Origin of the sequence: Butyricicoccus sp. AM05-1 (genome assembly GCF_003474415.1) — a bacterium.
Taxonomy (GTDB): Bacteria; Bacillota; Clostridia; order Oscillospirales; family Butyricicoccaceae; genus Agathobaculum; species Agathobaculum butyriciproducens.
Genome location: NZ_QUDG01000001.1, coordinates 645,355 through 666,906 on the forward strand (window position 1 = coordinate 645,355; position 21,552 = coordinate 666,906).

24 protein-coding genes and 1 other annotated feature are annotated in these 21,552 nt (G+C 58.3%); of the genes, 4 read left to right on the forward strand and 20 right to left on the reverse strand.

What is annotated here, in order from left to right:
• Nucleotides 1–35: 35 nt before the first annotated feature.
• The 20 genes from recN to DW088_RS03675 all read right to left on the reverse strand — a co-directional run bounded on the left by recN (nucleotide 36) and on the right by DW088_RS03675 (nucleotide 16,500).
• The gene (gene recN / locus DW088_RS03580) at nucleotides 36–1,715 is read right to left on the reverse strand and encodes a DNA repair protein RecN (protein ID WP_118359543.1); all 1,680 of its coding nucleotides are present in this window, start codon (nucleotides 1,713–1,715) and stop codon (nucleotides 36–38) included.
• 18 nt (nucleotides 1,716–1,733) lie between these two features.
• Entirely contained in the window at nucleotides 1,734–2,189 is a 456-nt protein-coding gene (locus DW088_RS03585; protein WP_110436711.1) for an arginine repressor, read from the reverse strand.
• 33 nt (nucleotides 2,190–2,222) lie between these two features.
• The gene (locus DW088_RS03590) at nucleotides 2,223–3,074 is read right to left on the reverse strand and encodes an NAD(+)/NADH kinase (RefSeq protein WP_118359545.1); all 852 of its coding nucleotides are present in this window, start codon (nucleotides 3,072–3,074) and stop codon (nucleotides 2,223–2,225) included.
• Entirely contained in the window at nucleotides 3,071–3,892 is an 822-nt protein-coding gene (locus DW088_RS03595; RefSeq protein WP_118359547.1) for a TlyA family RNA methyltransferase, read from the reverse strand. Before DW088_RS03595 ends, DW088_RS03590 begins: the two co-directional genes overlap by 4 nt.
• Nucleotides 3,867–5,744 carry a 1-deoxy-D-xylulose-5-phosphate synthase gene (gene dxs / locus DW088_RS03600; RefSeq protein WP_118359549.1) on the reverse strand — a complete coding sequence of 626 codons (1,878 nt, stop codon included), beginning with the start codon at nucleotides 5,742–5,744 and terminating at the stop codon, nucleotides 3,867–3,869. Before dxs ends, DW088_RS03595 begins: the two co-directional genes overlap by 26 nt.
• A gap of 45 nt (nucleotides 5,745–5,789) precedes the next feature.
• Complete coding sequence (locus tag DW088_RS03605; protein WP_199720399.1) at nucleotides 5,790–6,374, reverse strand: hypothetical protein; 585 nt, start codon at nucleotides 6,372–6,374, stop codon at nucleotides 5,790–5,792.
• Between the two features lie 835 nt (nucleotides 6,375–7,209).
• Complete coding sequence (locus tag DW088_RS03610) at nucleotides 7,210–8,094, reverse strand: polyprenyl synthetase family protein (RefSeq protein ID WP_118359551.1); 885 nt, start codon at nucleotides 8,092–8,094, stop codon at nucleotides 7,210–7,212.
• Nucleotides 8,091–8,327, reverse strand: a complete 237-nt coding sequence (gene xseB / locus DW088_RS03615; RefSeq protein WP_117490672.1) for an exodeoxyribonuclease VII small subunit — start codon at nucleotides 8,325–8,327, stop codon at nucleotides 8,091–8,093. The genes DW088_RS03610 and xseB overlap by 4 nt, the downstream gene beginning before the upstream one ends.
• Before the next feature lies 1 nt (nucleotide 8,328).
• Nucleotides 8,329–9,603, reverse strand: coding sequence for an exodeoxyribonuclease VII large subunit (gene xseA, locus DW088_RS03620; RefSeq protein WP_118359553.1), 1,275 nt, complete (start codon nucleotides 9,601–9,603; stop codon nucleotides 8,329–8,331).
• Nucleotides 9,604–9,701: 98 nt separating this feature from the next.
• Nucleotides 9,702–10,631, reverse strand: a complete 930-nt coding sequence (locus DW088_RS03625; protein WP_118359555.1) for a DNA-binding protein — start codon at nucleotides 10,629–10,631, stop codon at nucleotides 9,702–9,704.
• Nucleotides 10,624–11,103 (reverse strand): transcription antitermination factor NusB, encoded by a 480-nt coding sequence (gene nusB / locus DW088_RS03630; protein ID WP_118285986.1) that lies wholly within the window; start codon nucleotides 11,101–11,103, stop codon nucleotides 10,624–10,626. Before nusB ends, DW088_RS03625 begins: the two co-directional genes overlap by 8 nt.
• A 156-nt stretch (nucleotides 11,104–11,259) precedes the next feature.
• Nucleotides 11,260–11,706 (reverse strand): Asp23/Gls24 family envelope stress response protein, encoded by a 447-nt coding sequence (locus DW088_RS03635; protein WP_118359557.1) that lies wholly within the window; start codon nucleotides 11,704–11,706, stop codon nucleotides 11,260–11,262.
• A gap of 103 nt (nucleotides 11,707–11,809) precedes the next feature.
• On the reverse strand, nucleotides 11,810–12,340 hold the full coding sequence (locus tag DW088_RS03640) for a SpoIIIAH-like family protein (RefSeq protein WP_118359559.1): 531 nt from the start codon (nucleotides 12,338–12,340) through the stop codon (nucleotides 11,810–11,812).
• Between the two features lie 30 nt (nucleotides 12,341–12,370).
• Nucleotides 12,371–12,916 (reverse strand): hypothetical protein, encoded by a 546-nt coding sequence (locus tag DW088_RS03645; RefSeq protein ID WP_118359561.1) that lies wholly within the window; start codon nucleotides 12,914–12,916, stop codon nucleotides 12,371–12,373.
• The gene (locus DW088_RS03650) at nucleotides 12,913–13,389 is read right to left on the reverse strand and encodes a stage III sporulation protein AF (protein ID WP_118359563.1); all 477 of its coding nucleotides are present in this window, start codon (nucleotides 13,387–13,389) and stop codon (nucleotides 12,913–12,915) included. Before DW088_RS03650 ends, DW088_RS03645 begins: the two co-directional genes overlap by 4 nt.
• On the reverse strand, nucleotides 13,386–14,498 hold the full coding sequence (locus tag DW088_RS03655; protein WP_118359565.1) for a stage III sporulation protein AE: 1,113 nt from the start codon (nucleotides 14,496–14,498) through the stop codon (nucleotides 13,386–13,388). The genes DW088_RS03650 and DW088_RS03655 overlap by 4 nt, the downstream gene beginning before the upstream one ends.
• On the reverse strand, nucleotides 14,495–14,881 hold the full coding sequence (locus DW088_RS03660) for a SpoIIIAC/SpoIIIAD family protein (RefSeq protein ID WP_118359567.1): 387 nt from the start codon (nucleotides 14,879–14,881) through the stop codon (nucleotides 14,495–14,497). Before DW088_RS03660 ends, DW088_RS03655 begins: the two co-directional genes overlap by 4 nt.
• Before the next feature lie 2 nt (nucleotides 14,882–14,883).
• Nucleotides 14,884–15,078 carry a stage III sporulation protein AC gene (spoIIIAC, locus tag DW088_RS03665; protein WP_110436696.1) on the reverse strand — a complete coding sequence of 65 codons (195 nt, stop codon included), beginning with the start codon at nucleotides 15,076–15,078 and terminating at the stop codon, nucleotides 14,884–14,886.
• A gap of 13 nt (nucleotides 15,079–15,091) precedes the next feature.
• Complete coding sequence (locus tag DW088_RS03670) at nucleotides 15,092–15,610, reverse strand: stage III sporulation protein AB (RefSeq protein ID WP_158574600.1); 519 nt, start codon at nucleotides 15,608–15,610, stop codon at nucleotides 15,092–15,094.
• Entirely contained in the window at nucleotides 15,604–16,500 is an 897-nt protein-coding gene (locus DW088_RS03675) for a stage III sporulation protein AB (protein ID WP_147356542.1), read from the reverse strand. The genes DW088_RS03670 and DW088_RS03675 overlap by 7 nt, the downstream gene beginning before the upstream one ends.
• A 290-nt stretch (nucleotides 16,501–16,790) precedes the next feature.
• Nucleotides 16,791–17,041 (forward strand) — a binding site (T-box leader).
• 78 nt (nucleotides 17,042–17,119) lie between these two features.
• On the opposite strand from DW088_RS03675, the gene aroF reads away from it, so the two are divergent.
• The 4 genes from aroF (at nucleotide 17,120) to pheA (ending at nucleotide 21,537) form a co-directional block, all read left to right on the forward strand.
• Entirely contained in the window at nucleotides 17,120–18,136 is a 1,017-nt protein-coding gene (aroF, locus tag DW088_RS03680; RefSeq protein WP_118359573.1) for a 3-deoxy-7-phosphoheptulonate synthase, read from the forward strand.
• 127 nt (nucleotides 18,137–18,263) lie between these two features.
• Entirely contained in the window at nucleotides 18,264–19,307 is a 1,044-nt protein-coding gene (gene aroB / locus DW088_RS03685) for a 3-dehydroquinate synthase (protein WP_118359575.1), read from the forward strand.
• Between the two features lie 12 nt (nucleotides 19,308–19,319).
• Nucleotides 19,320–20,414 carry a chorismate synthase gene (gene aroC / locus DW088_RS03690; protein ID WP_118359577.1) on the forward strand — a complete coding sequence of 365 codons (1,095 nt, stop codon included), beginning with the start codon at nucleotides 19,320–19,322 and terminating at the stop codon, nucleotides 20,412–20,414.
• Complete coding sequence (gene pheA / locus DW088_RS03695; protein WP_117750868.1) at nucleotides 20,407–21,537, forward strand: prephenate dehydratase; 1,131 nt, start codon at nucleotides 20,407–20,409, stop codon at nucleotides 21,535–21,537. Before aroC ends, pheA begins: the two co-directional genes overlap by 8 nt.
• The last annotated feature ends 15 nt before the right edge of the window (nucleotides 21,538–21,552 follow it).

The window sequence follows — 21,552 nt, forward strand, 5'->3', positions numbered from 1 at the left end:
GCTCTTTTCTGCGTTCGTCTATGATTACCACGGGTTCACGCTCCCTGTCCGGCCGCGTCGAGCAGTTCCTCTGCATTGCGGCGTGCTGCATCCGAGATTTCCTCGCCGGAGAGCAGACGTGCAATTTCGTCTACGCGGTGTGCTCTGTCCATCGGGCTGACATCGGTGTAGCTGCGGCCGTCCCGCACGGATTTGGAAATGCGCAGGTGATGGTCGCCCATGGCGGCAATCTGCGGCAGATGGGTAACGCACAGTGTCTGCTTCTTTTTCGCAATCGCAGATAGCTTGCGGCCGATCTGCTGCGCCGCATGGCCGGAAACGCCGGTGTCGATCTCGTCAAAAATCAGCATACCAACATCTTCGCCCGCTGTCAATACGTTTTTAAGCGCAAGCATAATTCGGCTCAGCTCGCCGCCGGAGGCCACCTTGGAGAGCGGCTTTTCCGGCTCACCCGGATTGACTGAAATCTCAAACGTCACGGTGTCGCAGCCGTGCGCGGACAGCTTGGTGCCGGTGCGGACCGCAACCCGCATTTTCACCTTATCCATGTCGAGTTCGCTCAGCTCGCGCACGATTTCGCCCTCCAGCTGCTTGGCAGCCTTGCGGCGCTGCTCGGTGAGTTCAGCGGCGATGCCCTTGGCCTCCGCGAGCATGCCGCGGTACTGCTCCCGCAGTTCTTCCCTGCGGTCGTCCGCGTTCTCGAGCGTATCCAGTTCGGCGGTTATCTTCTCAAGGTACGCGAGGATTTCCGGAATCGTACCGCCGTATTTCTGCTTCAGACGGTAGATTTCATCCAAGCGCTGCTCGACCATCTCGCGCTCTGCCGGAGAAAAGTCCAGATTGTCCCCCTGACTTGCCACGCTGTCGCGCAGGTCTGCCGCCAGCAGACGTACTTCCTCGGCCTGCTCGGCCATGCCGTCGAAGGCATCCGACACTTCGCGCAGGCTCTCGATGGCGCTTGCCGCCTGATCGAGCAGCTCACACGCGCCCGCAATTTCATCGTCACCCGAGAGCGCCATACGCGCCTGCTCGAGTGCGCCCGCAATCTTGCCCGCGTGATCGAAATACGCCTTGCGCTGTGCAAGCACCTCATCTTCATCGGGTTTAAGTGCCGCCTGCTCGATTTCCTCCTTGTGGAAGGTCAGCATGTCGATGCGCTGCAGGCGTTCCTGCTCGCCGGTCTCCAGCGCAGTAATCTCCCGCCGGAGTGTCACCAGCGCCTGATATTTCGGGCGGTATCGCTCGAGTATTTCGGCACAGCCTGCGTAGCCGTCCAGATATTCGATGTGATGCGCTTCATCGAGCAGCTTCTGGCCGTCATTCTGACCGTGAATGTCGATCAGGTACGGCGCCAGCTGCCGCAGGACAGCTGCACTGGCCGGCTTCATATTCACGCGGCAGGTGCTCTTGCCGTCTGCGGAAATCTGCCGCTGGACGTACAGCGTGTCAGGCTCGTCACCGGAAAGTGCAAGCTCGTCAAGCAGTTCGCGCAGAGCACGCGGCAGATCGGTGAATACCGCGCTGACAAAGCCCTTCTGTGCACCCGAGCGCACTAAATCGCGGCTGACGCGCTTGCCGAGCAGCGCACCGATCGAATCAATAACGATACTCTTGCCCGCGCCGGTCTCGCCGGAAAGCACGGTCAAACCCTTATCGAGTTCGATGTCTGCACGTTCGATGACCGCTATATTTTCAATGTGGAGTAATTGCAGCATTGCCGCCTTATCCCTCGCTTACTTTAGAATGTCTCTTGCCTGTTTGCAGAACTTTTGCGCGCTGTCGTTATCGCGCATAACGGCGAATACGGTATCGTCGCCGCCAAGCGTGCCGACCACATCGGGTGCGCGCATGGCATCAATCGCCATTGCCGCCGCCTGACCCAGACCGGGCAGTGTTTTAATGACGACCATGTTCTGCGCCGCATCAATATCCGTGACGCATTCACGGAAAATGTTGCGCAGACGCGTGGTGAAGCTATCCGCCGCACCGGCGTTCGAGGAGGTGTACTTGTACTTGCCGGTCTCCGAGGAGAGCGTCTTGATAAGCCGCAGCTCCTTGATATCGCGCGAAATGGTCGCCTGTGTGGTGTTGTAGCCGAGTGCCCGCAGATGTGCGGTCAAATCCTCCTGCGTTTCAATCTCAAACCGGTCGATGAGATCGAGGATTTTTGCCTGTCGTTGAAACTTCATCGTTCGCGTTTTCCTCTCTTATAGCAGCGCCGCTCACAGCTTCTGCTGTAAAATTCGATAAAAACTATTGCCTTTCAGACGAATCAGCCGCGTCTGCAGGTCGGAACGGGTGATAATGACCCGATCATCCGGCCGCACGGCAAAACCCTGTCCGCCGTCCGCCGAGATGAACACCTCACTGCCGCCCTCACAGGCTGCGGTGATGGATACGCTGCGCTCGGGCGCAAACACGAACGACTTCGCCGCCAGCGCATGTGCACAGATGGGAATAACGGCGATGTTCTCCGCGCTCGGCTCAATGACCGGGCCGCCTGCCGATAGACCGTAGGCCGTTGAGCCGGTCGGCGTTGCCGCGATCACGCCGTCACCGTTAAAGCGGGTGACCTCCTCGTTGTCCGCCGAAATGCCGACGCACACCACGCGGAACGCGGTGCCCTTTGCGATAACAATATCATTGAGCGCGTCGTTCTCATACACGATACGCCCGCCGCGCTGCACAGCAACATGCAGCATCATGCGGCTGTCCAGTGAAAATTCACCGGTGAACAGCTTTTCCATTTCGGGCAGCTCAGCCGGTTCCAGTTCGGTCATAAAGCCGACGTGACCGACATTGATGCCGAGCAGCGGCAGCTGATTCTGCGCCGCCTCTCTCGCCAGACGGAGCATGGTTCCGTCTCCGCCAAGCACGACCGCCATATCCGCAAACTGCACGGCGTCCTCGGTTTTCATGTAATCCGCGTCCTCAATGATGGGCGGCACGACCCGCATCTGCTTGGGCAGCATAAGCCGCACACCGTCACGCCGCAGCTGATCGCACACCGGCTGCAGGATATCGCGTGCGCTGTCCTTGCGCAGATTGGGATAGATGAAAATGTTCTTCATCATGCCTTTGCGTCCAGCTCCTCATGTGCCTGACGGACAACCTCCGCCAGATCCGGAATGTGCTCCTCGCCCTGCTTTGCCAGATAGCCGAGAAATTCAATGTTGCCCTCAGGTCCCTTGATGGGAGAAAACGTCACATCAAGCACTTTAAAGCCTGCCGCATGCGCGTTTTCCACATAATTCTGCAGCACCTCAAGGTGAATCTCCGGCTCACGGACAACGCCCTTTTTGCCGACCTTGCCCTTGCCGGCCTCAAACTGCGGCTTGATAAGGTTGGCCACATGGCCGTCCTCGGTCAGCAGGCTGGAAACGACCGGCAGTACCAGCTTGAGGGAAATAAACGACACGTCGATGACGCAGAACGACGGCGTTTCCTCCAGCATATCCGGCGTTACATAGCGGATATTGGTGCGCTCCATGCACTTGACACGCGGATCCTGCCGCAGACTCCACGCCAGCTGACCGTAGCCAACGTCAATGGAATACACCTTGCGCGCACCGCGGCGCAGCAGGCAGTCGGTAAAGCCGCCGGTCGATGCGCCAACGTCCATCACGACCAGATCGGTCGGGTCGATATTAAAGTAGTTGAGCGCCTTCTCGATCTTCTTGCCGCCGCGGGACACAAATGCGTTCTCGTTGCCGCGAACCTCCAGTTCGGCGTTTTCGTCAACCATATCGCCTGCTTTGCCCGCCTTCTGGCCTGCAATGTAGACGATTCCCTCCATAATCGCAGTCTTTGCGCGCTCCCGTGAGGGGCAAAGACCCTTTTCAAACAGCAATACGTCCAGTCTCTTCTTAGCCAACGCCGTTCTCCTTCCCATTCCGATTTTTCATGATATATGCCGCAATGCCCTCGGCATCAATGCCGCAGTGACGGTACAGCTCGTTTACGCCGCCGTGCGGCAGAAAGCGGTCGCCGGTGTTCAGCAGATCGGTGCGCTCGCTGCGGTGCGCGGCAAGCCACTCGCCGACGCTGCCGTTCGGCACAACGTCCTCCGCAACGACACACCAGCCGCCCAGCTTTTCCTTCACCTCGGCATACGCCTGTTCCAGTCCGCTGCCGATTTCATTTACCTTGTAAACCTGTGCGCGGATACCCTCGTGCATGAGGATCTCCGCGGCGTCGATCGCCTGATTGACCATAATGCCGTGTGTGACGATCGTCACCTCACTGCCGGATTGCTCGTGTACGCACACGAGCGGCTGCGCCGACAGCTCCTTGCGGTACGCGCCTTCGCTGCCGCGCGGATAACGGATAGCGACCGGTCCGGTCTCCCTGTAAATCGCACGGGACAGCATGACTCGGAGTTCCGCAAAGTCGGACGGACAGAAAATCTTCACACCCGGGATAGACCGCAGGAACGCGATATCCAGCACACCGTTATGCGTTGCGCCGTCCGCGCCGACAATGCCCGCGCGGTCCACGCACAGAACAACGTGCAGACCTTCGATTGCAATATCGTGAACGATCTGGTCATAAGCGCGCTGCAGGAAGGTCGAGTAAATGGCCGCTACCGGCACCAGTCCCTGTGCCGCCATACCGGCCGCCATACCGATGGCGTGTTCCTCGGCGATGCCGACATCGAAAAAGCGTTCCGGGAATTTCTCGGCAAAGCGGGTCAGGCCCGTGCCGGACGGCATAGCTGCCGTGATCGCACAAATGCGGTTATCCTTCTCAGCGAGTGCGCAAAGCTCCTTGCCGAAGAACGCAGAAAAATCCTCCTTCTTCGCGGCAAGCGGTGCGCCTGTTACGCGGTCGAACTTGGAAACGCCGTGGTATTTCTCCGGATACTGCTCACTCGGGGCATAGCCTCTGCCCTTCTGTGTCATAACGTGCAGCAGAACCGGTTTTTTCATTTTTTTTGCCAGTGCGATGAACTCACACACGCTCTTGATGTCATGACCGTCCACCGGACCGAGATAGGTAAAGCCCATCTGCTCGAACAGCGAGGTCGGCAGGACAGCCCGCTTGATCTTCGCCTTGAAGCGCGATACCGCGCGCGTGATCGTTCCGCCGCCCGGAATGCGGCTGAGTCGCTCCTTGATGCGGGTTTTTGCACGCAGATATTGCGGGCTGACACGCAGGCGAGACAAATGGCGGCTAAGTCCGCCGACATTCTTGGCGATCGACATATTGTTGTCGTTGAGCACCACGAGCAGCGGCTCCCGAGAGGTGCCGGCGCTGCTCAGCGCCTCATATGCCATGCCGCCGGTCAGCGCACCGTCGCCGATGACCGCGACAACGTGGTATTTCTGGTTTTTAATCGTGCGTGCATGTGCCATGCCGAGCGCCACCGAAACCGAATCCGAGGCATGTCCCGTGATGCACGGGTCGGTGATGCTCTCCTCCGGCTTCATAAAGCCGCACAGACCGCCGTACTGCCGCAGCGTGTCAAAGCGGTCGCGCCGACCGGTCAGGATCTTGTGGACATAGCACTGATGACCTACATCGTAGATGATGCGGTCGCGCGAGGAGTCAAACTCGCGTTCAAGTGCGACAGCCAGCTCTACAATGCCCAGATTGGACGCCAAATGACCTCCGGTCTGCGACACCGAGTCCACAATGAACTCGCGCAGCGCAGCGCACAACACGCCGAGTGTGTCGTACGACAGTCCGCGCAAATCGGCAGGACTGCTTATATTGTCTAAAATTCCGTATCGTTTTTGCTTCATCAATATCCCCACCTTTGGAAAGGCAGTTTATCTGTATTTATATCGTTACTTTCGGTTATCCAGCTTGAGCGGCAGAACGGACAGCACGCGTCCGCAGAGCGCCAGCACCTTGCTGCTGCACATCACCGCGATGCCCTTGCCGGCTGCCTTGCCGCCGATGGTCAGTGCCGAAACCAGACCGGTAATCAGCAGAGATACCACAACCTTGAGTCCCGCACTCACGCCCGAGGTGATATGTGCAACAATGAGTGCTCCGGTCGCACCGGAGATAATGCCGCAGATATCGCCCACCACATCGTTGCAGATGCTGGAAACCTTCTCTGCGTTTCGCACCATCCAGACCGCCTCGCGCGCGCCGCGCACACGGTGGGCCGCCATCGAGTGAAATTCCTTCTCGGTCGCCGAGGTGGATGCTACGCCGATCATGTCAAACACAATGCCGAGCGCAATGAAGAGCAGCAGCACCGCAAAGGACAGAATCGTGCCCGCACTGGCCAATGCTTCATTCGAGATGTAGGACATGACCACGCTCAGCGCAAAGCTGATGACGGTGATCAAGCTGACCCATGCGGTATTAACAGCCTTGGGCTTTTGCGGCGGTTTTTTCTTTTGTTTGTCGGTCGTATCCACTGAAGATAACTCCTTCACCGATTTTTGCCCCGGATTTATTCCATAATAGCAGAAAATTGCGGCAAACCGCAAATTCCGCCGCCGGAGCGTCTATATGAGCCGCTTTCGCGGTTTCTTTATTAAAGTAAGTGACGGCAGACCGAGTAAATCTTGCGGCTTGAGGTTCGGTTGGTTTTCCCCGCGGACTGCCTCGCGTCGCCGTCAAGGGGGTTTCCCATTAAAGTCCGTGCCGAGATGTTACCATGTTCGGGACCGAATTGCCACTGAGTCCGCACTGCAATCCACGGTCTGCCTCGTTAGAATAGCCTAGGTGATTTCCACTACAGTCAAAACGATTCTTAGCCTCTTTTGCAGACATGGTTTCAAAAGTCAATTCCCGCGGCATTCCTGGCCGGGAAACCGCAGGCGGATACCTTATTCACCATGGCCACTCAAGGCAGGCTACACTGCACACAGCACTTTGGTCCTTACGTCGGTGATCAATCCTTTGTAACTTCCGCTGCACCGCATTGCAGGTTTCATCCCGCGCCGTTGGACGTCCATCAATCTCTTATGAAATGCTATAGGCATCCGACAGTCACGGGTCTCCACGGCAAGAGGGTCGGTACTTCATGCCATTGAAGCGCGCCCTCAAGCCTTAACCTCCAGCATCCACCCCAAACTGGGCGTAAGAAGCAAACACCAGAGACTTCATCGATATGCCCGTCTACGGATTTTTAGGCCCGTCTTGGGAATCGCATGAACTGACTAGGATACTACGTCACTTATCTGTTATATTAACACAGAACGCATAAATATTCAAGAAATGTGTGTAAATTTTATGTGAATGTGCGTCTTACCTGGTGCGGCCGGTCAGGCTGCGTGCCAGTTCGACGAGGAACGCATGACCGTCCAGCGGTTTTACCGCGTCCACCGCTTCCTCGGTCAGCTTTGCCGCAAGCTCTCGGCATTCCTCCAGACCGAGCAGAGACGGAAACGTGGATTTCTCGCTGGCCGCATCCTTGCCGATGGATTTTCCGAGTGTTGCGGCATCTCCCTCAATATCGAGGATATCGTCCTCAATCTGGAACGCCAGACCCAGCTTTTCACCGTAAGCGCGTGCCCGAGTGAGGGTGTCCTCGTCAGTCGCACCGGCAGCCGCACAGCCGAGTTCACACGCCGCACGGAGCAGGCACCCGGTCTTCAGCTTCTGCAGCAAGCGCAGTTCGTCGAGCGAGATTTTGCGGTGCTCGGCGCCCATATCGAGCACCTGACCGCCGATCATGCCGTTCATGCCCGCGTTTTCGCCCAGAATACGAATGCAGCGCACGATGATCTCCGCCGGAACATCCTTTGCCGCCGAAGCCGTCTCAAAAGCCGCCGTCAGCAGTCCGTCACCCGCGAGGACCGCCGTCGCTTCATCGAAAGCCTTGTGGCAGGTCGGTCTGCCGCGGCGCAAGTCGTCGTTGTCCATGCACGGAAGGTCATCATGGATGAGTGAGTAGGTATGGATCATCTCAAGCGCACACGCGAACGGCAGCGCCTTCTCGATATCGCCGCCGCACAGGCGGCAGAATTCCAGCACGATCACCGGGCGCAGGCGCTTGCCGCCTGCCATCGCGGAGTACTTTGCAGCCTCGAAAATGCGGTCGTAACCCTCGCCGGTCTCCCGCGAGAGGTATTTCTCCAGTGCAGGTTCAATGAGCGCAATATCTGCCTTTAACTGCTCGGAAAACGTCATTTTGCTTCCTCCTCTGCCGCAAACGGCTGCTCTGTGAGTTCACCCTGCATGTTCTCCTGCATGACGGTGACCTTCTGCTCGGCCTTGTCCAGCAGCTTGCCGAGGGACGCGGACAGTCTGGTGCCCTCCTCGAACAGCTTCATGCTTTCGTTCAGCGGTGCTTCACCGCGCTCGAGCAGCCGCACGATCTCTTCCAGACGTGCCATCTGGCTTTCAAATGTTCTTTCCGCCATGTTACTTGTCCTCCTCGATATCGGTCACGCGGCAGTCTGCCGCACCTTCTGCAAATTGAATATGCAGGGTGTCTCCCTGCTTGAGCGCCGCTGCATCGGTTACAACCGTATGCTTGGCACCCTTGGTCGCTACCGCGTAGCCGCGGCCCAAAACGCGCAGCGGACTCATTGCGTCGAGTGTCGCCACAGTCTGTGCGAACCGCAGTTTACAGCGGTGCAGACCGCTTTGTCCTGCCGTGAGCAGGCGCTGCCGCAGTCCGTTCAGTCGGTTGTGCTCGGTCTCCAGCCGCGCCGGAACCGCCGAAAGCAGGCGTTCCTCGGTCTGGGTCAGCAGCAGGCGTTTTTCCTCGATGTATTTCATCGGTGTGCGATTCGACAGCCGCTCCTGCAGACCGTCCAGCAGCTTTCTCTGCTGCTCTGTTCTGCGGTGCGCCGCCGTGTGCAGACGTGCATCCAGTGTGCGTAAGTTCAGCGCGTACTCGGCTCTGTCAGGCACGGCAAGCTCCGCCGCACCGGACGGCGTAGGCGCACGAAGATCGGCAACAAAGTCCGCAATCGTGAAATCCGGCTCGTGGCCGACCGCGGAAATCACCGGAATCTCAGAGGCAAAAATCGCCCGGGCAGTCACTTCCTCGTTGAACGCCCACAAATCCTCCATCGAGCCGCCGCCTCGACCGCACAGAATGACATCTGCTTCGCCGATGGCGTTCGCCAGAGCGATCGCGCGTGCAATGCTCTCCGCCGCGCCCTGACCCTGCACCTGTGCAGGATAGAGCACAACCTTGGCCAGTGGCCAGCGCCTACCGAGAATGCGGATCATATCGCGCACCGCCGCGCCGGTCGGTGAGGTCACAAGCGCAATGCCGTTCGGACAGGTCGGAATCGGCTTCTTGTACCGCTCGGAGAACAGGCCTTCCGCCTGCAATTTAGCCTTGAGCTGCTCAAACGCAAGGTTGAGCGCACCTGCACCGTCCGGAATGATCTCGGAGACGTAAAGCTGCACCGCGCCTGTGCGCGGGAACGAGCTGACGCGCGCCTTGACGATGACCTTCATGCCGTTCTGCAGACGGAATTTCAGCCGCATCGCATCCGAACGGAACATGACCGCATTGATGGCCGCATTTTCGTCCTTGAGCGTCATGTAGTGGTGCCCGGACGAATGCGCCTTGTAGTTCGAGATTTCGCCCTGCACCATTAACCCGCGGTAGCCGGGAACCGCATCGAGCAAGTCCTTTATTTCATTGTTTAATTGAGATACTGTGTAAATCGTTGCCATTCCAACAAGTTAGGAGTGAGGAGGCAGGACTGAGGAGTTTGGTTCATTTTCCATCCTCCATTTTCAATTTCCCATCCCTACCACCGAACTCCTACCTCCTATCTGTTACAGAGTTTTGCCGCCAGCACTGCCACGCCCACAGCATTATCTCCCGAAAGTGTCGGCTCCGCGAAGGAGATCTCCCCGCCGAACCGTTTATTCATGCGGGCACGGATAATCTGGCTGGCCATGACGCCACCGGCGCATAAAATCGGGCAATGATACTGCTCGCGTGCCTGCTCGGTGGCTTTGATAACGGCATTTGCCACGGTCTCGAGTGCAAAACGCGCCATCTGCTTTGGCTCGGCGCTCTTGAATTTATTCTCTACCTGATTCTGCATACCGGAGAGCGAGAATTTACACTCGTTTACCTTGGGTTTGAACCCCTTTTCCGGCTCGGCGGTAAGCGCCAGCGCGTCCAGTGCGCCACCGGACGGGAACGGCAGACCGAGCAGATTTCCCGCGCGATCGAGCAGCTGACCGGCTGCAAGGTCGGTCGTGCCGCCGATGCAGGCGCAGTCCGGCAGGCCGTCCGCGCCGCACTTCACATGCAGCAGCTCACTCGTGCCGCCGGACAGATGCCACGCCAGGAATTCGCCGTCAAGCAAATCCAACTTGCCAGCCGACAGCGCCGCTGCCGCGATATGTCCCTGCTGATGGGAAACGGTAAAAAGCGGCACGGAAAGCAAATGCGCCGCGCTCCGCGCGACGCTCTCTCCTGCCAGAAAACACGGCATATACGAGCCTTCCACCGCACGGGGACGGGTGCTGACGCCGATGGCGCGCACCTCTCCCTGCGGCAGAGCCTCGATTTTTTCATGCAGACGCACGGTATGCTGGAACAGCGCATCCGACTGGCGCAGACCGATCGCGCCTTCCGGCACGGTCAGCAGTCCGCCGCGGTTGACCCACTCACCGGTCTCGGCGTTGTAAATCGCCGCCGACGTGCGGTAGTTGGACGTATCAATTCCCATAAAGCGCTCAGGCATTGGTACTCTCCTGCTTTCCCTGCGGGAACTCTGCACGAGCGGCAGAGCCGAGCACGCCGTTGATGAAGGAAGCCGCATCCTCGGTGTCATACTTCTTCGCCAGCTCAACGGCCTCGTTGATCGCTACGCCAACCGGAACATCGTCCACATCGCGCATCTCAAAGAGCGCCAGACGCAGTACCGCGATCGTCATGTGGGACAGGCGGTTGAGCGACCAGCCCTTGGAATTGGCCTCGATAATGGTATCGAGCACCGGCAGGTCGTTCGCCACACCCTTTACCACCGCGCGGATATACGCGGTCTGTTCCTCGCTCAGCTTGCCCGCATACAGTGCGATATCGCCGCTGATGGACTTCATGATTTCCTCATCCAGTCGCTCGTTCAGATTTTCTTCTTCAAACTGCTGGAACCCCATCTCAAAAATCAGGTGCAGCGCAATTTCTCTTGCTTTTGTTCTGCTCATCACACACATGCGGCAGGACCTCCTATATTCTACGCAAATTTTGCCTATTATTCAGTATAACTATTTTATCCTATTTTCGGGCAAAACGCAAGGCGGTATTCCATATTTCATAAAACCGGACAACAAAAAACAGGCACAGCCGCAGCCATGCCTGTTTTGCTTATGTTACTCGGCGTCTGCCGTCTCCGCCGGAGTTTCGGTCTCGGACGATGCCGGCTCGGCCTTTTCCTCAGCCGAAGCGGACGGCTTGAATGTCACGCCGCCGACATGCACGTTGATCTCGACAACGCGCAGACCGGTCATGGACTCGATCGAGGACTTGACGTTCTCCTGCACTTCCTTTGCCACATCGCAGATGTTGTAGCCGAACAGTGCGAGGAAACCGATTTCCACCTTAACGGTATCATCGTCGCCGAGTTCGATACGGACGCCCTTGGACAAATTCTTTTTACTGATAAAGCCGACAATGTCGCTCGTCAGGCTGGAATACAAACCGCTGACACCCTTGGTTTCCGAGGCCGACAGTGCTGCGATAGACGCAACAACATCCTCAGAGATACGGATAGAGCCCTGATCGCTTTCGGTGGACCAGTACTCCTTGTGATCTGCCATAGTGCTCACTCTCCTTTTTTGAGACAATCCCATCATCCGGTATTGTCTAAGAGCATTATAGCACAGTTTGTGTAAAAAGCAAAGTAAAAATACACGCTATCTATTAAGATGCTTCCACGATTTTGATCTGCCCTGCCGTCATGCCGGTCTCCGAGATAACGATATCACGGATAACAGCCACGTCCTCAGCCTGCAGACCACCGTCCGGCGGCGCTACCACAATATTCGCGCTGCTGTCACCGAGCATCACAACTGCGTCCTCGTAGCCTTTGGCGCGAATCAGGCTCTCGATGTTGGCTTCGGCCACCGTGTCGTCCGCCAGTGCGGAAATTTGTGCCGCCGCATCGTCTTTTGCACTCTGGTCTGCGGTGTCGCTCTCACTAAGTTCCTTGAGTGTGCTCACCGCTTCGTCTCGCGCCTGCGTGCGCGTTAGCCGTGAGGACGCAAAGTAATCGCTCTCACCGGCGGCACTGCCCGCCGAGGTATCGGTCTGCGTATCCACCTGTGCGTCGGTCTGCTGCGCCGCAAGAAGGTCCTCCGGCGTGTCAACGTAGCTCCAGTTCAGGTAAGCCGCTGCGCACAGCAGCAGCGCGATCACACCGTAGACCGCTCCGCGTTTTTTGATCTTCTTCATCTGCCTGCCCTCCTAACGAATTGGTATACCTTATGTATCGGATTTCATTTTCAGAACCGTAACTTTGTCTGCACCGATGCCGCACACCGTGCTGACCGCCTGTGTGACGGACAGCCGAACGGATGCGTCATCTGCGCCATCGCACAGCACAACCGCACCGCGGAATACCGGCAGAACGCGCTTGACCGTCACGGGCGTTTCGCCGTAGCTGCCGTTCGATACCACGCTGACATCGCTCTCCAGACTGTGGCTGTCACTCCCGCTTGTCTGGCGGGTGTTGACCGCGTAGACCGATTCCTCGGTCTGGTCGAGCGACAGCATGAGCTCCACACGTCCGGCGCCGGAAATCCCCGAAAGTCTCGTCTGCAGTTCCTGTTGAAAATCGTTCAGGTCGAACGACTGCGAAACCGTTGTATCCGCACTTGTGGTCTGCACCTGCTCCGTGTTTCCGCTGTGCCCCGAGGTGAGCAGCAGCACGCCCGCGAGCAATACCGCCAGCACGGCCCGATATTTCTTCAAAACCGGCAGGATTTTCTCCTTGACGGCAGTTAAGTTTTCGTTATCCGGCAGTTTCATCTTGCGATCAGCTCCTGTCGTTCTGCGGGTACGCCGCATTCCTTGGTCAGCAGACTTTGCAGCTCGGACAGGCGATTCGCCGCTGTACTGTCATAGTACACGGTTACTTTATCGACCTGCAGCAGTCCGTCCGCATCATTCGCCATCTCCACATTCACCGTGCACGGAATACCGGCTTCCTCCGCACGCTGCTGCACCGCCTTCGCAATGCTCGCCGCGACCGTGCTCATCGTGGTCTGCATGTTGTGCGCCTGCATTTCGTCTAAGTCGCTCTGCGAGACGCTGCTCTGCCAGTTCCACGACAGCAAGTGCAGTCCCGCCAACGGCTGCAGAAGCGCCAGCAGCATGAGCAGACCGGCGGCTGTCCGCACAACCTCTTTTAAGGCTCCGCCGCCTGCCAGCTTGAGCGCCACCGCAGACGCGGCTCCCGCGATCGTCACGCGCAGTAATATTGTTTGCAGTAATTCAGTCATATCGGTTTCACCATCGCCACCATATACACGAGTTCGAGGAATAAAATCATACAGCAGGTGCTCAGCATGCCGAGCAGCAGACCAAAGCCGGTGCCTACGTTTTCGAGGAACCGCTTCATGCCGTCCGAGCACAGCGGCGAGAGCACGGCTGCCCCCGCCTTGTAGCACAAATAGCTTGCTCCCGCTCGAACGAACGGCACAAAGCAGATAGCCGCTACACACAGCATCCCGAAAATGCCGATTGAGCCGCGCAGCAGAGCCGCACCGGACAGCATGGTTTCGGTCGCGTCCGAAATCACACCGCCGACCACCGGAACCGCACCGGACACCGCAAGTTTCGCGGTCTTGAGCGCCATGCGGTCCACGTTGCCGGAAACACCGCCCGCTATCGCAAGATATGCGGTGAACAGCGTTAAAATGAGTTTAAGTACACCCGAGGTCAGGGTTTTTATGCCGTCCGCGATGCCGCGCAGCATGCCGTTGCCCGCCGCGGCATCCACCGCCGTGATAGCAAGATACGCGCACGCCGCCGGAACAAGCAGGGCGTTCACCAGCCGTATCACAAGATCAAACACCACCATAGTCGCCGCCTGTAAAACCGTTGCGGTCGCCGTGTTGCCGCCGGTCGCAAGTACAGTGGCGAGCACCGGCTGAAGTGCGCCCGAAAACACGCCGATCTGGTCGAGCGTGTCGCGGCAGAGCGACAGCACACCCGTGAAATCCCGCAGGAGCACTGCCGCACAGCCAAGTGCCGCCGCCATGTCGATCCAGTCGTTGGCCTCGCCGCCCGCCGCCGCAGAAAAGCCGCGCGCCGCCGAGGCCAGCAGCACAATCACGGCTACGCGCAACAGTCCGCCAAGTGCAGTCCGAATCGCACTTTGGCTGTCCGAGGTCATGTTTTCCAGCACGCGGGAGACCGAATCCGACAGCGTGTCCGCGTTTTCCGGCGATACGCCGTCAAGGTATTGCCGCGCACTGTTCGGCATAGCGTCAGTCAGACTGCTGCCGCCGACTGACTGCACCTGTTCCTCACTCACAGCCGCATGCGCGAACGGCAGAAGCAGCAGGAGCACGAGAATGGCGTTCAGCGCCAGTTTGCATTTGCTCATACCGCCCACTCCGTAATAAGGTCGAGCACCTGCTCGAAAAGCGGCAGGCACACGGAAAGCGTCAGGACAGCGCCTGCAATCTCCATCTTGGCGGCAAGCGCGGATTGACCGGCGTCCCGACAAAGCGCGGCTGCGATCCGCACCACGACCGCCACACCGACTGCCTTGCACACCGGCAGATACAGCGCGGAATCCAAGCCGCACTGCGAGAGCAGACCGGAAAACCGCTGCGCCGCGCTTCCGGCTGCGCTGAACACCCGCAAAAGCAGGATCACGCCTGCCGTCAGCACCAGCAGAAACGCGATAGCGGGCGCGTCCTTTTTCAGCACCAGCGACAGCGTGAGCGCCGCAAGGACAATGCCGCAAATCAAGCCTAATTCCATCGTCAAAACCCAAATACATTTTTCATCATGGTGAACAGGCGGTCGATTTCCTGAACAATCAGCATCAAAACGACAATTAAACCCGCGAGTGTCGTCATCAGCGCCTGCTCCTCCCTGCCCGAGCGGGAAAGCAGCTGTCCGAGCACCGCCACTAAAATTCCTACCGCCGCAATGCGGAAAATCAGATCAACATCCATCGTTTTCCTCCGCTTAGATCAGCACCAGAATCACCAGCAGACCGAGCGCAATGCCGCAGGTCCGGTACAGATTCCCCCGATTGGCCAAATCCTCCTGTGCTGCCTCCCGCGAGGCCGCCAGCCGCCGCTCCACCTGCGACAGTCCGGTCAGCTGCTCGTCCGCATCGTAGCGACCTAAGTAGTTTGCGGCGTCGCACAGAATGTCGCACTCCTGCGCGCCAAGTCCGACCTGTGCGCGGCAATCCCGCAGGGTGCTGCGCCACAGGTAGCCGAGCGACAGACCGTTCTGCTCCCGCAAGCGGCGCTGCAGCGTGCGAAAGACTTTGCGGATAATCGGCTGCTCGTTTTCCGCCAGCAGACCGACAATTTCCGGCATAGGTGTCCGTCTTCCGGAAATCTCGCTGCGGATAAGACCGAGCGCAAGCAGCATCGCGTCTGCCGCCGCCACTCTGCGCCGCAGATTTTGCCGCGCAGACAGTCCGAGCGCCGCACATGAGCCGAACACCATCACCGAACCGATCAGCTTTAACATTTCGTCTCCTCCCATCGTTCCATGCGGTAGACCCGCTGTCCGTCCCGTTTTTCGATAATAACCGCCTGATGAAATGCGCCGAGTGCGAGCAGCTCACGGTAGATCGGCCGCTGCCGCAGATCATCCAGTCCGGCCGCGTGTGCACACGCAATCACTGCCGTTCCACAGTGTGTGCAGAGCGATACCGCCTTTGCGTCCTCAGGCGCAGTAATTTCATCAAGAGCGAGCAGGGCAGGCGACATGGTTTTGAGCAGCATGACCGCCGCCTGCCATTTTGAGCAGCCTTCCATCACATCCGTGCAGCGCCCAACTGCAAGCTGCGGTACGCCGTCCGCGAGAGCGGCAATCTCGCTGCGCTCGTCCGCAATCGCAGCAGTGAAACCGCGGTCGGAGAAGTAGCGCACCCACTCTCTCAGCAAGGTCGTTTTGCCATATCCCGGCGGTGACAGGAGCAAGGCAGACTGCGGCTCGTCCGTTCCTATCCAGCGGGCAATCTGCGCCTGTAAATCCTCAGCTTGATGTGCAATGCGCAGGTTGATCGAACTCAGGCCGCGCACCCCGATAACGCGGCCGTCCTCTTCGGCGGCTGTGCCGCAGATGCCCAGTCGATGCCCGCCGGATAACGTCAGGAAGCCGTGCCGCAAACTGTCTGTATAACTATGCACGGAATACTGCGCGGCTCGGCTGAGCATCTCGCGCAGCTCCGCCGATGTGACTGCCTCAAGAGGGAGCGGCCGCTCTCCGACGGCAGTTTTCGCCGCAGGCGGCTGTCCCGCGCGAAAGCGTAATTCCTCGATGTCCTCCGGCCTGTCCAGCCGCTCCAGCTGCGCCCGCCGTATCGGCGGCAGGCACGAAATCGCCTGCCGGAAGGCCGCTTTTCGTTTGTCCATTTTCATCACCACTATACCTTATGCCGCAGATTGCTAAAGTAGAAGGGTAAATTGAGAATTGAGGATGGAGAATAAATGTTGTGATTGACCATTATCCTTCATTGCCAATCTGTATTGCAGGGCAGGATGACCTCATCCCGCCCTGCGGTGGTTCATTACGCATCCGCTTGACGTGCGGAAGGTCAGGGACTTGTCAGAATATATGAAAATTTATGCATTTTTTCATCGAACCATGTCAAATCAGTCATTGACAACTCGCCCGTCCAGCGATATAATAAACACAAATATTGCACAAAGCGATGACAGAGGAAAGTAATCGTTCCAAGTGCGGCTTTCAGGGAGTGTCCGGCATGACTGGAAACGGACGCAGACGCCGGTACGATGAAGTTCCCTCCTGAGCTGCGGCGCTGAACCCTATCGAATTAGGCGCTGACGGATTTCCTCCGTTAAAGGGATAGGATATATTTGTATCCGAAAAAGTGCGGCATTGTTATGCCGAATGTGGGTGGTACCGCGGAACCGTTTGTCTTTCGTCCCTCTTTGTGGATGAAGGGCTTTTTTTATACCCATTCTGCCGTGACAAACAGCAAATACCACCTATATAAGGGAGATACACAACATGATCATCATTATGAAGCAGGGCACGACCCACGAACACGTTGAGGAACTGTCCCAGCATATCGAGCGCTGGAACGTAAAGGCAAACCCGATCTACGGCGAGGGCACCATCGTTATCGGTCTGGTCGGCGACACCGGCGCTGTTGACAAGGACGCACTCATGCTTGACCCGCAGGTTGAGAACATCATTAAGGTGCAGGAGCCGTTCAAGCTGGCAAACCGCAAGTTCCATCCGGACAACTCCACCGTTGAGATCGCACCGGGCGTTGTTGTCGGCGGCAAGAAGCTGGTCGTTATGGCAGGTCCGTGCTCGGTCGAGAGCGAGGAGCAGATCATCGACGTGGCGAAGCATGTGCAGGCAGACGGCGCGACCGTTCTCCGCGGCGGTGCGTGGAAGCCGCGTTCTTCCCCGTACTCCTTCCAGGGCCTGAAGGCTGAGGGTCTGGACTTGCTGCACAAGGCGCATGAGGCAACCGGTCTGCCGGTTGTCACCGAGATCACCAATCCGGCGCATATCGACATCTTCATGGACAAGTGCGACTGCTTCCAGGTCGGCGCACGCAATATGCAGAACTTCGAGCTGCTGAAAGAACTCGGCCAGACCCGCAAGCCGATCCTGCTCAAGCGCGGCTTCGCAAACACCATGGAGGAGTTCCTGATGAGCGCCGAGTACATCATGGCGGGCGGCAACGAGAACGTTATCCTCTGCGAGCGCGGCATTCGCACCTACGAGAAGTACACCCGCAACACGCTTGATATTTCCGCCGTTCCGGTGCTCAAGCGCATGAGCCATCTGCCGGTCGTCGTTGATCCGTCCCATGCAGGCGGCATTTACTGGATGGTCGAGCCGCTGGCAAAGGCTGCTGTTGCAGCCGGCGCAGACGGTCTGATGATCGAGGTTCACAACGATCCTGCACATGCTCTGTCCGACGGTGCACAGTCGCTGACCTACGATTCGTTCCACCACACCATGAACGCACTGCGCGCTGTTGCAGCGGCAGTTGACAGAGAAATCTGATACGCATTATAATGTAAGATAGCCGGAGGTCGGTGTTCCACCGACCTCCTTCGCAAATATAAAGGATAACGGCAATTACTAATTCCTCATTCCTAATTACTAATTCAACCAAAAGGGTGTTGTAAAAATGGCAGAAACGCTGAGTCTGACGGGCGCGAACGGCGTGTCCGAAATTCATATCGAAACCGGATTGCTGGACCACGCGGGCACGGTAATCCTCGAAACCTTTTCGCCCAGCCGCGTGCATATCGTGTCGGATTCAACGGTAGCGCCGCTGTATCTCGAGAAGCTGGAAAAGCAGTTCTCCCTGCCGGTGACGCACACGGTCATTCCCGCCGGTGAGGAGCACAAGCAGCTTTCCACGGTTGAGGGCATTTACCATGATCTGCTGACCGCCGGCATGACCCGCAAGGATTTGATTATCGCGCTCGGCGGCGGTGTTGTCGGCGACATCACCGGCTTTGCGGCGGCGACCTTCCTGCGCGGTGTGTCGCTGTGCCAGATCCCGACCACGCTGCTCGCGCAGGTGGATTCCTCGGTCGGCGGCAAGACCGGCGTTGATCTGCCCGAGGGCAAAAACCTCGTCGGCGCGTTCTATCAGCCGCGGCTCGTGCTCATCGACCCGAACGTGCTCGCTTCCCTGCCGGACAGCACCTTTGCGGACGGCATGGCCGAGGTCGTTAAGTACGGCTACATTTCCAACCGGGAAATCCTGACGATGGTTTCTCAGCCGAACTACAAGTCCAACATTGAGAATATCATTTACGAGTGCGTTAAGATCAAGCGCGATGTAGTTGTCATCGACGAGCACGACACCGGACTGCGCATGATACTGAACTTCGGCCACACCATCGGCCACGCGGCAGAAAAACTGGGCAACTACACCGACCTCACCCACGGTCAGGCGGTGGCGATCGGCATGGTGGCCGCGATGCGGCTCTCTGCCCTGCTGGGCAACGAGGATCTGACCGCGCCGCTCATCGACATTCTGAAGCACATCGGTCTGCCGACCGAGCTGAACTACGACCGCGAGTCCATCTTTCATGCTCTGCTGTCGGACAAAAAGAAATTCGGCGCAACGGTCAACTTTATTCTCGTGCGAGAAGCCGGTCGGGCAGAAATTACCCCGATTGATGCAGAAAAGCTGCACGAATACGTTCTGAAGCTGTAAGGAGGGAGAAGCATGGGTTCTACCTGGGGCAATACAATCAAAATTTCCATTTTCGGTGAATCGCACGGCACGGGCATCGGCGTTGTGATCGACGGATTCCCGTCCGGTGTGGCGTATGACGAGGCGTTTGTCCTGCGCGAGATGGAGCGCCGCGCACCGGGCCGCAACAAGCAGTCCACCGCGCGCAAGGAGCCGGACAGGCCGGAAATTCAGTCCGGCATCTACAACGGCAAAACGACCGGCACGCCTATCTGTGTCGTCATCCGCAACACCGATCAGCGCTCGAACGACTACGCAGAGCTGGCGGCGCAGCCGCGTCCCGGCCACGCAGACTACACGGGTATGCTGCGCTACGATTCCTGCAACGACCCGCGCGGCGGCGGCCATTTCTCCGGCCGACTGACGGCTCCGCTGGTGTTTGCCGGTGCGCTGTGCAAGCTGTGGCTCAAGGAACAGGGCGTGACGGTCGGCTCGCACATCCAGTCCATCGCGCAGATTCAGGATATGCCGTTCGACGATGTAGAAGTCACCGCCGAGCAGCTGGATGCGCTGCGGAACGCCGAATATCCGGTGAACAATCCGCGTGCGCTCGAGGCCATGCTGGCCGCCATCGAGGAGGCCCGCGAGGAGCAGGATTCGGTCGGCGGTGTCATCGAGTGCGCCGCAGTCGGACTCCCCGCCGGTATCGGCAGCCCGATGCTCGACAGCGTGGAGAGCCGTCTGGCCTCCATCCTGTTCGGCGTGCCCGCTGTCAAGGGCGTGGAGTTCGGCGCAGGCTTTGCCTTTGCGGCGCTGCGCGGCTCGCACGCAAACGACCCGTTTTATGAGGAAAACGGGGTTGTCAAGACCGAAACCAACAACAACGGCGGCATCCTCGGCGGCATCACGAGCGGCATGCCGCTCATCGTACGCGCGTGCATCAAGCCTACGCCGTCCATCGGCATGGTGCAGGATACGCTCAACATCCACACCGGCAAGGTCGAGCCGCTGTCCATCCACGGCCGCCACGACCCATGCATCGTCACCCGCGCCGCGCCGGTGGTCGAGGCCGCCTGTGCCGTTGCACTGGCAGATCTTCTGAGGGAGGCGAAGGGTTATCATGCGTGAACTTCCCGAAATCCGTCAGGACATCAACCGCGTTGACTCCGCTATCCGCGAGCTGTTCCTGCTGCGTATGTCGCTGGCGCTCGAGGTCGCAAAGACCAAGGCCCAGTCGGACGACAAAATCTACAAGCCCGACCGTGAAGCGGAAATCGTTGAAAAGCGCTCCGCCGGTATGGAGGAGGAGCTGCAGCTCAAGTACGTTTCCCTTCTGCAGAGCATGATCCGCGCGAGCCGTGAGTATCAGTACAGTGAGATTCTGCGTCAGGCGCCGGAAAAGTTCCCATTTAAGCCAAATGAATCGCTTATCGAGCCGAAAACCGTGTTCTATCAGGGGGTTCCGGGCGCATATCAGGAGCTGGCCGCGCGGGCGCTGTTCCCGAACTGCGAACCGCACAACGTCCCCACCTGGGAGCAGGTTTTCCAGTCCGTCCGCGACGACAAGGCCGACATCGGCGTCGTACCGGTCGAGAACACGACGGCAGGCACGGTCAGCGAGGTCTATGACCTTCTGCTCGACTACGACCTGTACATCAACCGCTCGTACATCAAGAAAATCTCGCACTGTCTGGCGGCGGTGCCCGGCACAAAGCTCGAGGATGTCAAGCGTGTCTGCTCGCATCCGCATGCGCTGCCGCAGTGCCACAGCTTCATTTCCGAGCACGATCTGGAGGCCATCGAGGTGGCGAACACCGCCATCGCGGCCCAGAACGTGCAGAAAAAGGGCGACAAGAGCCTTGCTGCCATCTGCTCGCAGGAGGCGGCTGTGCGCTACGGTCTCGACATTCTCGCCGAGGGCATCAACGACATGCAGCACAACGAAACACGCTTTATCGCCGTCAGCAGAACGCTGACCTGTCAGCCCGAGGATAACCGCATCGAGATCGCATTCCACATTCCCAATGCGTCCGGTACGCTCATCACCGTGCTGGACACCATCGCGCACTACGGCATCGACATGACCGAAATCCACTCGCGTCCGCTTAAGGACAGCCCGTGGTGCTATGTGTTCTATGTCGATTTCACCGGCAACATGCGCGACCATGCGGTGCAGTCCTTGCTGTATCAGCTTCATGAGGAGCTTCCCTATATCAAAGTAATCGGCAGCTATTGCGTGCCTAACGAATAAAAGGAGTACAAACCC

What these genes read in the sequence shown, in the direction of transcription:
- xseB (WP_117490672.1), bottom strand. Translation starts at nt 8,327, where the DNA reads ATGGCGGAAAGAACATTTGAAAGCCAGATGGCACGTCTGGAAGAGATC.
- DW088_RS03585 (WP_110436711.1), bottom strand. Translation starts at nt 2,189, where the DNA reads ATGAAGTTTCAACGACAGGCAAAAATCCTCGATCTCATCGACCGGTTT.
- DW088_RS03660 (WP_118359567.1), bottom strand. Translation starts at nt 14,881, where the DNA reads ATGGAATTAGGCTTGATTTGCGGCATTGTCCTTGCGGCGCTCACGCTG.
- DW088_RS03625 (WP_118359555.1), bottom strand. Translation starts at nt 10,631, where the DNA reads ATGCCTGAGCGCTTTATGGGAATTGATACGTCCAACTACCGCACGTCG.
- pheA (WP_117750868.1), top strand. Translation starts at nt 20,407, where the DNA reads ATGCGTGAACTTCCCGAAATCCGTCAGGACATCAACCGCGTTGACTCC.
- dxs (WP_118359549.1), bottom strand. Translation starts at nt 5,744, where the DNA reads ATGAAGCAAAAACGATACGGAATTTTAGACAATATAAGCAGTCCTGCC.
- spoIIIAC (WP_110436696.1), bottom strand. Translation starts at nt 15,078, where the DNA reads ATGGATGTTGATCTGATTTTCCGCATTGCGGCGGTAGGAATTTTAGTG.
- DW088_RS03670 (WP_158574600.1), bottom strand. Translation starts at nt 15,610, where the DNA reads ATGTTAAAGCTGATCGGTTCGGTGATGGTGTTCGGCTCATGTGCGGCG.
- aroB (WP_118359575.1), top strand. Translation starts at nt 18,264, where the DNA reads ATGGCAGAAACGCTGAGTCTGACGGGCGCGAACGGCGTGTCCGAAATT.
- DW088_RS03655 (WP_118359565.1), bottom strand. Translation starts at nt 14,498, where the DNA reads ATGAGCAAATGCAAACTGGCGCTGAACGCCATTCTCGTGCTCCTGCTG.
- xseA (WP_118359553.1), bottom strand. Translation starts at nt 9,603, where the DNA reads ATGGCAACGATTTACACAGTATCTCAATTAAACAATGAAATAAAGGAC.
- aroC (WP_118359577.1), top strand. Translation starts at nt 19,320, where the DNA reads ATGGGTTCTACCTGGGGCAATACAATCAAAATTTCCATTTTCGGTGAA.
- DW088_RS03610 (WP_118359551.1), bottom strand. Translation starts at nt 8,094, where the DNA reads ATGACGTTTTCCGAGCAGTTAAAGGCAGATATTGCGCTCATTGAACCT.
- DW088_RS03640 (WP_118359559.1), bottom strand. Translation starts at nt 12,340, where the DNA reads ATGAAGAAGATCAAAAAACGCGGAGCGGTCTACGGTGTGATCGCGCTG.
- recN (WP_118359543.1), bottom strand. Translation starts at nt 1,715, where the DNA reads ATGCTGCAATTACTCCACATTGAAAATATAGCGGTCATCGAACGTGCA.
- DW088_RS03635 (WP_118359557.1), bottom strand. Translation starts at nt 11,706, where the DNA reads ATGGCAGATCACAAGGAGTACTGGTCCACCGAAAGCGATCAGGGCTCT.
- DW088_RS03650 (WP_118359563.1), bottom strand. Translation starts at nt 13,389, where the DNA reads ATGACTGAATTACTGCAAACAATATTACTGCGCGTGACGATCGCGGGA.
- nusB (WP_118285986.1), bottom strand. Translation starts at nt 11,103, where the DNA reads ATGTGTGTGATGAGCAGAACAAAAGCAAGAGAAATTGCGCTGCACCTG.
- DW088_RS03590 (WP_118359545.1), bottom strand. Translation starts at nt 3,074, where the DNA reads ATGATGAAGAACATTTTCATCTATCCCAATCTGCGCAAGGACAGCGCA.
- DW088_RS03595 (WP_118359547.1), bottom strand. Translation starts at nt 3,892, where the DNA reads ATGGGAAGGAGAACGGCGTTGGCTAAGAAGAGACTGGACGTATTGCTG.
- aroF (WP_118359573.1), top strand. Translation starts at nt 17,120, where the DNA reads ATGATCATCATTATGAAGCAGGGCACGACCCACGAACACGTTGAGGAA.
- DW088_RS03645 (WP_118359561.1), bottom strand. Translation starts at nt 12,916, where the DNA reads ATGAAACTGCCGGATAACGAAAACTTAACTGCCGTCAAGGAGAAAATC.
- DW088_RS03675 (WP_147356542.1), bottom strand. Translation starts at nt 16,500, where the DNA reads ATGGACAAACGAAAAGCGGCCTTCCGGCAGGCGATTTCGTGCCTGCCG.